We start from the raw sequence: 13059 nt of genomic DNA on the forward strand, positions 1-13059 counted from the left end.
CGGCGCACCGCCCTCGTTCGTGAGGCGTATATAGTCGCCACCAACCAAAACTGTCAACACCGTTCCCAAATGTTTTTGAACTTTTTGCGACAGAAATTTCGGGCGCGCTTTGTCGATAGCCGGCTGCCCCAGGGGAACACGGGACAACAGGAGGAGGAGGCCACGAAGGAGCCCTATTGCCGCCGCATTGCCGTTCGACACCAAGGCCAACAAAAGAGGGAGCGAGCACAGCCGTGCAACGCCCTCTTCCAAGAGCGCCGTGAGGGCGTGCGCGAGAGCCTTGTGGATGAAGGCACACCGCCCGCTTTTAGAAGTGCTCTATAAGAGAGAAGTGCACGAGGGGAATTCGACCGGGGCCTGAGGCTTCGTTGACTTAACCTGCCGTGACAGGCAAATGTCATGGCCACAACAAAAGCGACAAGCCGTTCCGCCCGGGGAAGAAGCAGCCTTTCTGGATGCCAGATACGGAAGATGTCATAGCCGAACTCGGCAATGAGCCGCCGCTTATCGCGGACGGCCGCAGCGGCCCGCCCGATCGGCGTGAGGTTTCTGCGCGCTGGCTGTCGGGAACATTCCTCACCGGTGTAACCTCGAGCGTGCTGATGGGCGTCGCGCTGTTCGCCGCTCTCAATGGTCGCCAGCAACTGGCGACCCCACCCGAGATCGCCGAACTGATCGGCCTTGCCAGCAACGGCGATTCCGGCGAAGTGGCAAAGACCACCAGGCTGGTGGCGCCGCGCCAGATCGCCAAGGCAAAGGATCGCCGCCGCATGGAAGTGTCGATGGTCACCAAGGTCGGCGACCGCGATGTCATCCACACCATGCCTTTCGTGCAGATCAAGATGGCACTCGCAGCAGGCCACACCACCAGCCGGGCCTACCCCCCTTTCGACCCGATGCAGGTGTTCGGCGACGACGGCGACGATACATCGGCGCAGCCGGCGACAGCGTCGGCCGCCTCTGGCCAGATCTACGGCGCCAAGGTCGAAAGCGAAATGAGCCTGAAGACCGTGGATTTCCCCATCGCGACGGCTTCCTTCGACGAGAAGAGCGACCTGTCGGCCGACGAAGTCGAAAAAGTGGTACGCGAAGCCGGCACCGACCTAAGCGACGGCGCCGTGCAGGTGGCTTCGCTTCATTATGTCGATCCGCAGCGATTCGGCGAAGCCTTTGCCGAGAGCATGGCCGGCTCCTACGATGTGAAGATCGTGCCGGAAAATGTTTCCGTATCGCCACGCGCCAACGCGGACGACCAGGCACCGGCTTTCGCCGAGGAAATCATCCCCTTCACCAAGGACACCGACCTCACGGAGGCTTTCGCCGATTCGGGCTACACGGGCGATGATGCCACCGGCATGGCCGAAGCGATCGCCAAGTTGCTCAACGCGCCGGCGCTTAAGGCAGGTACCGTGCTGCGTGTTGGCCTCGAGGTCCACGGCGATGCCGCCAAGGTCGTGCGCACAAGCGTCTATGACAAGACCACGCATATCGTCACCATCGCGCTCGACGACCGCGGCCAGTACGTGCCGGCCCAGGAGCCCGAGCCCAATCCCGAATTGCTGACCGCATTCGACGATTCGTCGGCGCCGGTAGTGGTGCGCGGCAATCTGCCCAACGTCTATGACGGCATCTACCGCGCCGCCTATTCCTACGGCATGTCCAAGGCGATGACCCAGCGGCTGATCAAGCTCCTGGCATCCGATGTCGATTTCCAGTCCCGCCTCAATCCCTCCGACCGCCTTGAAGTGCTGTTCTCGCAGCCTGATGGCGACGACCAGACCTCGGACAATTCCGAGCTTCTCTATGTCTCGGCGACCTTCGGCGGCACGACGCGCAATTTCTACCGCTTCCAGATGCAGGACGGCAGCACGGACTATTTCGACGAAGACGGCTCGAGCGCCCAGCAGTTCCTGCTGCGCAATCCGCTGCCCGCCGGAAAATTCCGCTCCGGCTTCGGCGCCCGCAAGCATCCGATCCTCGGCTATGTCCGCATGCACACAGGCGTCGACTGGGCAGCCCCGATTGGCACGCCGATCATCGCCGCCGGCAATGGCGTCATCGAGAAGGTCGGCTGGGCCGGCGGCTATGGCAAGCAGATCATCATTCGCCATGCCAATGGCTACGAGACCTCGTACAATCACCAGAGTGCCTTTGCCAAAGGTATGGAGCCGGGCATGCATGTGCGCCAGGGACAGACTATCGGCTATCTCGGCCAGACCGGCCTCGCCACAGGCCCGCACCTGCACTACGAGTTGATCGTCAATGGCACCAAAGTCGATCCGATGCGCGTCCGTCTACCGGTCGGCAAGGTGCTGAAAGGCGACGATCTCGTCGCCTTCAAGCGCGAGCGCGAGCGCATCGACGATCTGCTGAAACAGGAAGATGGCAATTCGCTGAAGGTCGCCAGCGCCAAGATCGAAGGCTGAGTCTCAGCCTTCGCCCTGCCGAGGTTCGGCGCGCCGCGACCACGGCAGCGCTTCGCCCGAAATCGTCATCCAGGCAATGACAGCGGAAAGCAGGCATAGCAGCGCCGTCACCAAGGAGACGGCGGAAAAGGCTGCGTCGCTGGCGGCGATCCTCGCCGCATCGAGTGCCGGCGAAAGTCCTGCTGGTGGCGGTTCGCCGAAGCCAGGCACGCCGGGCGCGGCATTTACCTCCAGGCCATTGGCGTAGATCCAGGCAGCGAGCGACCCCATCGCCGCCACCGCGATCAAACCGCCGATGCGTGAGACGGCGTTGTTGATGCCGGAAGCCGCGCCGGTGTCCTTGTCTTCCACCGCCGTCATGATCGCGGTGGACAATGGCGATACGACCAACGCCATGCCGAGCCCCATCAGCGCCATCAAGGGGAAGATGCCGGTCCAGAAATGGTGAAAGCCGGCATAGGCGAGCAAGGCCAGCCCGGCGAAGGCAACCGCCACGATCAGGCTGCCGCAGGCAATGGGAAAACGGGGCCCGATCCGGTCCGACAGCTTGCCGACGGGTCCCGACAGAAGCGCGATCGCCGCCGACAGCGGCAGGAAGATGAAGCCGACCTCGGCGGTGCTCAGCCCCCAGCCTGCGATCAGCAGCATCGGCAGATAAAAAAGATTGGCTGACAGTGCGAAATAGAGAAAGAACGTCGCGACGTTGGCGCCGGCGAAAGCACCGATGCGAAACAGGCTGAGATCTATCATCGGCTCGCGCTGCCGCCGCTCGAACAGGATGAAGACGACAAGCAGCACGGCGCCGGCGGCAATGCTTGGACCGGCCATATGGCTCTCGCCGCTGGCGCTCATTGAAGTCAGCCCATAGGCAAGCGCGCCGAAGGCCAGCATCGCAAGCGCCCCGCCGGCAAGGTCAAGGCTGCGTTTCTCCGTCGGCGCATCGGCCGGAATCTTGGCGAGCAGCAGATAGATCGAGACCAGGCCGAGCGGCAGATTGACGGCAAAGATCGCCCGCCAGATGCCGCCGCCGAAAGCCGAGAGCACCAGGCCGCCGAGCACGGGGCCGAGAGCGGTGGTCAGCGCCGAGGCCGCCGCCCAGATGCCGATCGCCCTGCCGCGTTCCTTCTTCGGATAGGCCTTGGCGATGATGGCGAGACTGCCCGGCACCATGATCGCGGCGCCGATGCCCTGGAGCGCGCGAAATGCGATCAGCACGACAGCGTTCGGCGCCAGCGCACAGGCAAGCGAGGTCACGACGAACAGCGCAATGCCGGCCACGAAAGCATGGCGCAGCCCGAACCGATCGCCTGCGGCACCGCCGGCAAGGATCAGCGCTGAGAGTGTCAGCGCATAGGCATTGGAAATCCACTGCGCCTCGGCAAGGCTGGCGCCGAGGTCGACGCGGATCGCCGGCATGGCTATCGCCAGGATCGATCCGTCGATGAAGCCGAGCGCCGAGGCCAGGATCGCCGCGATCAACGCATAACGCCGCTGCGATTGCGGGCAGAACGTGCCATTCGCGACCGGAGCGGTCAGCGGAACGGCGGCGGCTTGATTGGGCGCATGCATGCCACCCTCATTAGACCGTCGGCGCGGCGGCAACAACCGGCCAGCGGCTTGTTGTCCTTGAAACCAGCCATATTGCCAGGGATTGCATCTGCCCCGATGCAAACCGCGGCAGTCATGCTAATGCATGTCGCGCAAAAGTGACCTCGGCTTTTGCGACAACGACATGCATCAGGCAAGATTTAAAGCGCGTCGCATGAATCCGTTTCGACGAGACGCGCTTTAGGTTTTCCAGGACCCGCGGGCAGGAGAAATCGATGAAGCGTCCGCTCGAAGCATCGGTTGAGGGGCGCGGCCGTATTGTCGGTATCACCGATGGCGTGTTCGCAATCGCGCTCACCCTGATCGTGCTCGAGATCAGGGTGCCGGCGCATGAGGCGATCCACTCCGAATATGATCTGCTCGCCGCCATCGCGGCACTCGCGCCACGCTTCCTCACCTATGCCTTGAGCTTTCTGACCCTGACCATCTTCTGGTTCGGCCAGCAGGCCCAGCATGGTCTGATCGCCAAATCCGACAGACGGCTGGCCACGCTGAACCTCTGCTTTCTCGCCTTCATCGCGCTCTTGCCGTTCTCGACCGACCTTCTGGCCGATTTTCTGGAATTCAGGACCGCGGTGCTGGTTTACTGGCTCAACCTCTTGATGCTCGGCATCACGCTGTTCGTCAGTTGGCGGTATGCGGAGAAAAGCGGCCTTGTCGCGGAGGACGTCGATGCGGAAACGAAACGCACGGTCTACCTGCGCATCGTCAAGGCGCAGGTCCTGTGGGCCGTCGGCGCCGCATTTTGCCTGATCACCCCGTTGGCGAGCGTCGGCTTCATTCTGGTGGTGCAGTTGATCTACGCGGCAACGCCGAATGTGACGTGGGTGCGCAGGATCATTGGTTGAAATTTATATTGAGATAGAGGTCAGGCCGGCATCGCTTGAATATCGACATACCTACTCGACGAACTCCACCGGCACGCCCGGCGAGACCAGCTTGGCCAGTTCACGCGCGTCCCAATTGGTCAGGCGCACGCAGCCATGGCTCTCGGTCTTGCCTATCTTCGAGGGCTCCGGCGTGCCGTGGATGCCGTAAGTCGGCTTGTCCAGGGCGATCCACACCGATCCGACCGGGCCATTCGGCCCAGGCGGAATGGTCAGGATCTTGTTGTTCTCGCCCTGCTTGAAGTTGATGTTGGGGTTGTAGGTGTAGTTCGGATCGAGCGCGACACGCGACACGGCATGGATGCCGGTCGGGGACGGCGTGTCCGACGAGCCGATGGTGGCGGGGTAGGCCGCGACCAGCTTGCCCGACCCGTCATAGGCAAAGACTTCCTTCTTGCCCTTGTCGGCGACGATGCGGGTGACGGGGGTAGAAACCAGTTTGCCGAAATTCGCGACCTTGATGACCGTGCCCGGACGATTGAAGTTGGCGTCCGGATTGAGCCCCTTGAGATAGTTCTCGTCCATGTGGAAGCGCTCGGCCAGCGCCTCGGTGACGGAGGTGAAGCCCATGCGGTCGAGTTGCGCCTTCTGGCTGTAGTCTTCCGGGATCGACGCGACATAGGGGCCGGCCGCATCCTCCGCGGTGATGGTGTAGTTGGCGAACGCGTCGCCACCGGACTGCGACAATGCGGCCTGGATGCCGACCGAATCGGTCGATTTGAGGCTGCTGCCGTTGATCTGATTGTAGGCCGCCAGCGCCTTGTCGACATTCGAACCGAAGCGCCCGTCGATGACGCCAGGCGAAGCCCCGCCCCGGTCGAGCAGCACCTGCAGTGCCGCGACATCCTGGCGTGCGCCCAGCGAAAGCGACGGATCGACCGACGTCTTGCCGCCGGCCTTTGGCGGCAATGCCGGCTGGTCCGAGGGCGCTGCCTGGTCCGTCGGGTCTGCCGGCCGGACGGGGTCTATCGACGCCTCGTTCAGCGGTTGGCGCTTGATTGTACCCGGCTGCGGCGCGTCGGGATAATTGTTGTCGTAACTGCCGTCGTCCTGCGGTGCCGGCGGATAGGCATCGACTGAACCACTTCCGTCAGGATCGTATTCGTCGGCGGGCGGTGGAATGACCCGGCCTTCCTCTTCCAGCTGTCTGCGGCGGAAGCGGGCCATGTCCTGGGGATCGTCGAGATAGTAACGGTCATCGTCGGCGGGTGCGCGGCCAAGTTCGCGCATCCGGCTCTCTCGGCGCAGCGCCCGCCGGTCGAGCCGTGTCTGCGGCGGCTGGATGGCGATCACCTTGCCGGTATCCGAATCGACGATGACGCGATTGCCCCTGGCATCGTAATAAATGTCGAGATTGCCGTCCTGCGCGAGCAGAATGCCGCCGCTCCCGGACGCACGGACAGGCTGGGCGGCACCGTCATGCGTCGGCGCGGCGAACGCATTGGAAAACACCAGTCCCGCGGCAAGCGCCGAAAGGGTGAAGATACTGCGCAGCATCGTGCGAAACTCTCCGGTCCGTATGTGCCGCCGCCCGGCATTGTTCAGTTCGGCGAACCCTTCGCCAGCAAACCAGTTACCCACCATATGGTTCCAACATGAACCGGGCATGAAGATGGCGGTTTTCCGGCGCCTCGGGGAATATTGGCTAGCTTGCGCCAAGCCCCAATTCCTTGCGCGCCTGCTTCGTCAGCTTAAGGGCAACAAGGCGGTGGCTCTCGCGCAGATAGTCCTCCAGCGCACCATCATCCATGCTCTGGCTTGTCTGACGCTGGATCCACTTCATGCCGCGGGAGGCAAGATAGGGCGCGGGGCGCAGGCCCGGCTGCTCCTTGAGCACGTCATAGGCGATGTCGGAGCATTTGAAGGTGACGAAGAGCTGCCGACCCTGATCCCAGCCACCGATCGCAAACACCTTGGTCCCGACCTTCCAGACATGGGCGCCGCCCCATTGCACCACGTGGTTCGTTGCAGGCAGCGAAGCGCAGAAGCCGTTGTAATCGTCCAGCGTCATCAATCCCCCGCCAATCGCATGAAAACGCCGCGCGCACGGTGGACGCGCGGCGTCTGAAATCAGGCCGCAACCTCGGCCGCGACGATCGCCGGCTTGGAGCGGAAATTCAGCCGGTCGGAACCAGCCGTGACCTTGACAGTCGAGCCGTCCAGGATCTCGCCGAGCAGGATCTTTTCCGCCAGCGGATCCTGCAGTTCCTTCTGCATCACCCGCTTCAGCGGCCGGGCACCATAAGCGGGGTCGTAACCCTTGGCCGCCAGCCACTCGATCGCCTCGGGATCCAGCGACAGCGTGATCTTGCGATCCGTCAGCAGGCTCTCGAGCCGCTTGAGCTGGATCTCGACGATACGGTCCATGTCCTTGCGGCGCAGCCGGTGGAACAGGATCACCTCGTCGACGCGATTGAGGAACTCCGGCCGGAACGATGCCCTGACCACGCCCATCACTTCGTCTCGTACGGCATCGACATCCTGATCCTCGCCGAGATTGACGAGATATTCGGCGCCCAAATTAGACGTCATGATGATCAGTGTGTTGCGGAAGTCGACGGTGCGGCCCTGCCCGTCGGTGAGCCGGCCGTCATCGAGCACCTGCAACAGCACGTTGAAGACATCCGGATGCGCCTTTTCGATCTCGTCGAACAGCACGACCTGATAGGGCCGGCGCCGCACCGCTTCGGTCAGCGCACCGCCTTCCTCATGGCCGACATAGCCGGGAGGCGCGCCGATCAGCCGGGCGACGGAGTGCTTCTCCATGTATTCGGACATGTCGATGCGCGCCAGCGCCGTCTCATCGTCGAACAGGAAATTGGCCAAAGCCTTGGTCAGCTCCGTCTTGCCGACGCCGGTAGGCCCGAGGAACATGAACGAGCCGATCGGCCGGTTCGGATCCTGAAGGCCCGCACGGGCACGCCGCACCGCCTTGGAAACGGCCTGCACCGCTTCGCCCTGGCCGACGACACGCTTGCCGATCTCGTCTTCCATGCGCAGCAGCTTGTCACGCTCGCCCTGCAGCATCTTGTCGACCGGAATGCCGGTCCAGCGCGACACGATATGGGCGACGTGGTCGGGCGTGACCACTTCCTCGACCATGCCGGCCTTTCCGTCCTGGGCTTCGGCCTCCTTCAGCTTCTTTTCCAATTCCGGGATCTTGCCATAGGCAAGCTCGCCGGCCCGCTGGAACTCACCCTTGCGCTGGGCAATGGCAAGGTCGTTGCGCGCTTCGTCGAGCTGCTTCTTCAAGTCGGCCGCTAGCCCGAGCTTCTGCTTCTCGGCCTGCCACTTCGCGGTGATCTCTGTCGATTCCTCTTCCAGGCCGACAAGTTCCTTTTCCAGGCGGGCGAGCCGGTCCTTCGAGGCATCGTCCGTCTCGACCTTCAACGCTTCGCGTTCAATCTTGAGCTGCATGATGCGGCGGTCGATCTCGTCCAGCGCTTCGGGCTTGGAATCGACCTGCATCCTGAGCCGCGAGGCGGCTTCGTCGACGAGGTCGATCGCCTTGTCCGGCAGGAAGCGGTCGGCGATGTAGCGGTTGGACAATGTCGCCGCCGCCACCAGTGCCGAATCGGAGATACGCACCTTGTGGTGCTGCTCGTATTTCTCCTTCAGGCCGCGCAGGATCGAGACCGTGTCCTCCACTGTCGGCTCGTCGACGAAGACGGGCTGGAAACGGCGGGCAAGGGCGGGATCCTTCTCGACATGCTTCCTGTATTCATCGAGCGTGGTGGCGCCGACGCAGTGCAGTTCGCCGCGCGCCAGCGCGGGCTTCAGGAGATTCGACGCATCCATGGCACCATCGGCCTTGCCGGCGCCGACCAGCGTGTGCATCTCATCGATGAACAGGATGATGTTGCCACTGGCCGAAGTGACCTCCGAAAGCACGGCCTTCAGCCGCTCCTCGAATTCGCCGCGATATTTGGCACCGGCAATCAGCGCGCCCATGTCGAGCGCCATCAACTGCTTGTCCTTCAGCGATTCCGGCACGTCGCCATTGACGATGCGCAGCGCCAGCCCTTCGGCGATCGCCGTCTTGCCGACGCCCGGCTCGCCGATCAGCACCGGGTTGTTCTTGGTGCGGCGCGACAGCACCTGGATGGTGCGTCGAATCTCGTCGTCGCGGCCAATCACAGGGTCGAGCTTGCCCGCGCGTGCGTCCGCGGTGAGGTCGCGTGCGTATTTCTTCAGCGCGTCATAGCCCTGTTCGGCACTCGCCGAATCGGCGGTACGGCCCTTGCGGACGTCGTTGATGACCTGATTCAGCGCCTGCGCGGTGACACCGGCCTTGGCCAGGATTTCGGCGGTCTTGGCCGATTTCTCCATGGCAAGCGCCTGCAGCAGCCGCTCGACGGTGACAAAGCTGTCGCCGGCCTTCTTGGCCAGGTCTTCGGCGGTCGAGAACACCTTGGCCAGCGGCTGTGCCAGATAGAGCTGGCCATTGCCGCCCTCCACCTTGGGCATCGCCTCGAGCGCCGTCTCGACGCCGAGCTTGACATCGCGGACATTGCCGCCGGCGCGCTCGATCAACGACGCGGCCAAGCCTTCATCATCGTCGACGAGGACTTTCAGAATGTGTTCGGGGGTGAATTGCTGGTGGTTGCGCGAGAGCGCCATGGTCTGCGCGGACTGGATAAAGCCGCGCACGCGCTCCGAGTATTTCTCAAGGTTCATATTTGTCTCCTTCCATCACCGGCCCGCTTTGCGGCACCGGATCAGATTGCGGTGACGGACCCGCCCATTCGAGCCGGATCCTGTTCAGGCCAGATATGGTGCATGGACCCTTGCCCCTCAAGATGTCGTAATATGGCAGGCGCATAATATTCCACGTCAGCCCAAACGAAAACGGCGGAGATTTCTCTCCGCCGCTCAAGGTCTTGAATGCCGTTCGCTCAGTTGTCGATGTCGGAAACCACGGGTTCGGCACCGCCGCTGTCGGCCGGAGCCGCCGCTGTCTCGGCCGCGTCCCCATTTTCGCTGCTGCTCTCGACCTGATCGGCATTGGTGCGCGGACGGCGCGGACGCCGTGGACGGCGGGCAGCACCGCTTTCGGCGGCCGCCTCATTGAGTTCGGCCTGGGCGGCCAGACCTGCCGGTGAAAAATTCTCGAACCGTGGAGCCGGCTCGGCCGCCGCGACCGTCTCGGGCGGCGAAGCGGCCTCTGCCTGGACTTCCGTCTGCCCCGGGGCCTCGTTGCGCTGTTGCTGTCCGCCCTGTTCGGGTGAAGCGTAGTCGCGCTGGCCGTAGCCGCCATTGGGGCGGCGATCGCGATGGCGCCCGCCACCGTTGTCGCGGCCGCCATGGTTGCGACCGTTATTGTCGCGCCCGCTGTTGTCGCGCCCGCTGTTGTCGCGATTGTCGCGACCGTTTTCCCGGTTCAGCGCAACCTCCGCCGGCATGCCCTCGATCACCGGCTGCGGACCTGCGCCATGGTTGATTACGGGAAGCTGTGGATCGGAACCGGCATTGCCGCTGCTATTGCCCGCCCCACTGTTGCCGGCTCCACTGCCGGCATTGTCGAACTCGTCGCGATCGTCATCGCCGTCCTCGTCGAACTCGTCGCGTGCCTGCTGGACGTTCTGGATCGGCATCTGCGCCTGCGCGGCGGCAATGATGCGATTGTAGTGTTCAGCGTGCTGGAGGTAGTTCTCCGCCATCACCCGGTCGCCGGAGCTGTGCGAGTCACGGGCAAGCGTGGCGTATTTTTCGGCAATCTGCTGAGCCGATCCACGGATTTTCACGTCCGGGCCGTTGCTCTCGTAATTGCGCGTAAGCGGATTCGGCCCCTTGCGGTTGTTGTTATTGTTATTGCCACCGCCGCCGCCATTGTTGTTGCGACCGCGCATGCGCCTGTTCTGCTGTTGTGGCCTCATTCGACTCTCTTCATCTTGAAATTTTGAAAAACTCTTCACGAACGGAGGCGCTCATGCAGCCAGCCGTTTCGTTTCTTCACCGGCGTTCGCCCGCATCGATTGCGTTGGCGCCACGTGTCATCCTGTTTCCGGTTACATCACTTGCCGGACGATTCCCGCACGAAGCTTGGGCGTCGTTTGCGCAAGAAGGCAGCTATTTCCAAGGAAAAACCGAATCGCTAAGAGCACTGCCTGCTTCGTCTCATCCGGTTAGGCGACCCTAGCCGCATTCCCCGGTATTGCCAAGCGCTTTTTTTGCACTGCGTCAAGACGTTGCTCGTTGAAAAACAAGAACCCTGTCGTTTCCGCCGAGATCGCTAAAAACCTCGCCAGCCGCGTAACCGGCTGCGCGAAATATATCGTTGACTTCGTTGCTTTGCGTGTGGCCGATCTCGACCGCAATCCTGCCTTCGGCTTCCAGAAACCTTGCCGCCTCGGCGGCGATGATCCTGTAGGGGTTCAGCCCATCCACACCGCCATCAAGGGCAAGGCGCGGGTCGAAATCGCGGACTTCGTCCTGCAGATTTCCAATCTCTTGTGTTGGTATATAGGGAGGGTTTGCGGCAATTACATGGTACCGGCCGGAAACTTTTTTAAACCAGTCCGACTGAACCGCCGTGAACCGGCCGCCGAGGCCGAATTGCCCGGCATTGCGGGCCGCCGTGGCCAGAGCGCCGGCGGAGATGTCGACACCGGTGGCGGTCGCGGCCGGCACGACGCTTAGCAGCGCCAGGGCGATCGCGCCCGTTCCGGTGCCGAGATCGAGGATGCGGCATGTGCCCTCCCGCGTGGCTATTGCCTTGACGAAGGGCAGCACCGCCTCGACCAGCGTTTCGGTGTCCGGTCGCGGCTCCAGCGTCTCCGGCGACAGCGACAAGCGCAAACCGTAGAACTCGCGATAGCCGAGGATGCGATGCACCGGCTCGCCACGGGCTCGCCGTCTCAAGGCGCCGTCGATCGCGGCGATGGCGTTCCCGTCGATCTTGCACTCGGGGTCGGCGATCGCCTGAGTGCGCGTCGTGCCGGAATAGTGCTCGACGATCAGCCTCGCATCGAGCGCGGGATCATCGATGCCGGCTGCGGCAAGCCGGGTCCGCGCTTCCCGCAGCAGCGACCCCAGCGCCGCGGGCGGATGGTCAGCCATCGATGCCGATATCGGCCAGCAGCTTCGACTGATGATCGGCGATCAGCGCGTCGACGATTTCGTCGAGTTCACCCATCATCACCCGGTCGAGTTTGTAGAGCGTCAGGTTGATGCGATGGTCGGTGACCCGGCCCTGCGGAAAATTGTAGGTGCGGATGCGCTCGGAGCGGTCGCCGGAACCGACCTGCGACTTGCGCGACTCGGAACGCTCCTCATCCGCCTTGCTGCGCTCCATGTCATAGAGCCGGGCGCGCAGGATCTGCATGGCCTTGGCCCGGTTCTGGTGCTGCGACTTCTCCGCCTGCACCACCATGATGCCGGTCGGCAGATGGGTGATGCGGACCGCGGAATCGGTGGTGTTGACGTGCTGGCCGCCGGAGCCGGAGGCACGCATCGTGTCGATGCGGATGTCCTCGGCCCTGATGTCGATGTCGACCTCTTCGGCTTCCGGCAGCACGGCGACTGTGGCGGCTGACGTGTGGATGCGCCCGCTGGCCTCGGTGGCCGGCACGCGCTGGACGCGATGCACCCCGGATTCGAATTTCAGATGGGCGAACACACCTTTACCGGAGATCGTGGCGATGATTTCCTTGAAGCCGCCGGCATCGCCGTCGCTGGCCGATACCGTTTCGAACCGCCAGCCGCGTTCGGCGGCATAGCGCTCATACATGCGAAACAGGTCCCCGGCGAAGAGTGCCGCCTCATCGCCGCCGGTGCCGGCGCGGATTTCAAGAATGGCGTTCTTGTCGTCGGCGGCATCCCTGGGCAGGAGCAGGATCTGGATGTCTTTCTGCAGCGTCTCGATGCGCTCCTCGACGCCGGGCAGATCTGCCTCGGCAAGCGCCCGCATCTCAGCGTCGGTGCCCTTGTCGGCGAGCATCGCTTCGAGGTCGGCCTGCTCATGCTCGGCAGAGCGCAATTCCCTGACCTTGGCCACCATCTCCTGCAACTCGGCATATTCCGATGCCATCCTCACATAAGCATCCGGCGCCGGTCCAGCCGACATCTGCGCTTCGAGCATCTCGAAACGCTTGACGACTTGATCCATACGATCGCGGGGCAAATTGACCATGATGAGG

General features: G+C 63.2%; 10 protein-coding genes. 2 read left to right on the forward strand and 8 right to left on the reverse strand.

Annotated elements, in window-relative coordinates:
• On the reverse strand, positions 1-252 hold a 252-nt coding region (locus LB571_RS25705), incomplete at its 3' end, for a hypothetical protein (RefSeq protein WP_224599080.1).
• 203 nt (positions 253-455) lie between these two features.
• Here LB571_RS25705 and LB571_RS25710 point away from each other — a divergent pair.
• Positions 456-2426, forward strand: a complete 1971-nt coding sequence (locus LB571_RS25710; protein WP_224599083.1) for a M23 family metallopeptidase — start codon at positions 456-458, stop codon at positions 2424-2426.
• A 3-nt stretch (positions 2427-2429) separates the two neighbouring features.
• Here the strand turns inward: LB571_RS25710 and LB571_RS25715 are convergent, their stop codons facing one another.
• Complete coding sequence (locus tag LB571_RS25715) at positions 2430-3995, reverse strand: MFS transporter (protein WP_224599101.1); 1566 nt, start codon at positions 3993-3995, stop codon at positions 2430-2432.
• A 254-nt stretch (positions 3996-4249) separates the two neighbouring features.
• Here LB571_RS25715 and LB571_RS25720 point away from each other — a divergent pair, with 254 nt between their 5' ends.
• Complete coding sequence (locus LB571_RS25720; RefSeq protein WP_224599122.1) at positions 4250-4882, forward strand: TMEM175 family protein; 633 nt, start codon at positions 4250-4252, stop codon at positions 4880-4882.
• A 51-nt stretch (positions 4883-4933) separates the two neighbouring features.
• Here LB571_RS25720 and LB571_RS25725 read toward each other — a convergent pair whose 3' ends face one another.
• From LB571_RS25725 to prfA, 6 genes are all read right to left on the reverse strand, one after another.
• Positions 4934-6418: a L,D-transpeptidase family protein gene (locus LB571_RS25725; protein WP_224599124.1), complete on the reverse strand. Its 1485-nt coding sequence runs from the start codon at positions 6416-6418 to the stop codon at positions 4934-4936.
• Positions 6419-6566: 148 nt separating this feature from the next.
• The gene (locus LB571_RS25730) at positions 6567-6932 is read right to left on the reverse strand and encodes an MmcQ/YjbR family DNA-binding protein (RefSeq protein WP_015315606.1); all 366 of its coding nucleotides are present in this window, start codon (positions 6930-6932) and stop codon (positions 6567-6569) included.
• 59 nt (positions 6933-6991) lie between these two features.
• Entirely contained in the window at positions 6992-9598 is a 2607-nt protein-coding gene (gene clpB, locus LB571_RS25735; RefSeq protein ID WP_224599126.1) for an ATP-dependent chaperone ClpB, read from the reverse strand.
• A gap of 218 nt (positions 9599-9816) precedes the next feature.
• Positions 9817-10797 (reverse strand): DUF4167 domain-containing protein, encoded by a 981-nt coding sequence (locus LB571_RS25740; RefSeq protein WP_224599128.1) that lies wholly within the window; start codon positions 10795-10797, stop codon positions 9817-9819.
• A 304-nt stretch (positions 10798-11101) separates the two neighbouring features.
• The gene (gene prmC / locus LB571_RS25745; RefSeq protein ID WP_140720293.1) at positions 11102-11980 is read right to left on the reverse strand and encodes a peptide chain release factor N(5)-glutamine methyltransferase; all 879 of its coding nucleotides are present in this window, start codon (positions 11978-11980) and stop codon (positions 11102-11104) included.
• The gene (gene prfA, locus LB571_RS25750) at positions 11973-13052 is read right to left on the reverse strand and encodes a peptide chain release factor 1 (protein WP_015315602.1); all 1080 of its coding nucleotides are present in this window, start codon (positions 13050-13052) and stop codon (positions 11973-11975) included. Before prfA ends, prmC begins: the two co-directional genes overlap by 8 nt.
• Positions 13053-13059 lie beyond the last annotated feature (7 nt).

Origin of the sequence: Mesorhizobium sp. BR1-1-4 (assembly GCF_020165375.1) — a bacterium.
GTDB classification, from domain to species: domain Bacteria; phylum Pseudomonadota; class Alphaproteobacteria; order Rhizobiales; family Rhizobiaceae; genus Mesorhizobium; species Mesorhizobium australicum.

Excerpts from the sequence above, each read along its gene's own strand:
- LB571_RS25710 (WP_224599083.1), top strand. The coding sequence starts at position 456 with ATGCCAGATACGGAAGATGTCATAGCCGAACTCGGCAATGAGCCGCCG.
- LB571_RS25715 (WP_224599101.1), bottom strand. The coding sequence starts at position 3,995 with ATGCATGCGCCCAATCAAGCCGCCGCCGTTCCGCTGACCGCTCCGGTC.
- LB571_RS25720 (WP_224599122.1), top strand. The coding sequence starts at position 4,250 with ATGAAGCGTCCGCTCGAAGCATCGGTTGAGGGGCGCGGCCGTATTGTC.
- LB571_RS25725 (WP_224599124.1), bottom strand. The coding sequence starts at position 6,418 with ATGCTGCGCAGTATCTTCACCCTTTCGGCGCTTGCCGCGGGACTGGTG.
- LB571_RS25730 (WP_015315606.1), bottom strand. The coding sequence starts at position 6,932 with ATGACGCTGGACGATTACAACGGCTTCTGCGCTTCGCTGCCTGCAACG.
- clpB (WP_224599126.1), bottom strand. The coding sequence starts at position 9,598 with ATGAACCTTGAGAAATACTCGGAGCGCGTGCGCGGCTTTATCCAGTCC.
- LB571_RS25740 (WP_224599128.1), bottom strand. The coding sequence starts at position 10,797 with ATGAGGCCACAACAGCAGAACAGGCGCATGCGCGGTCGCAACAACAAT.
- prmC (WP_140720293.1), bottom strand. The coding sequence starts at position 11,980 with ATGGCTGACCATCCGCCCGCGGCGCTGGGGTCGCTGCTGCGGGAAGCG.
- prfA (WP_015315602.1), bottom strand. The coding sequence starts at position 13,052 with ATGGTCAATTTGCCCCGCGATCGTATGGATCAAGTCGTCAAGCGTTTC.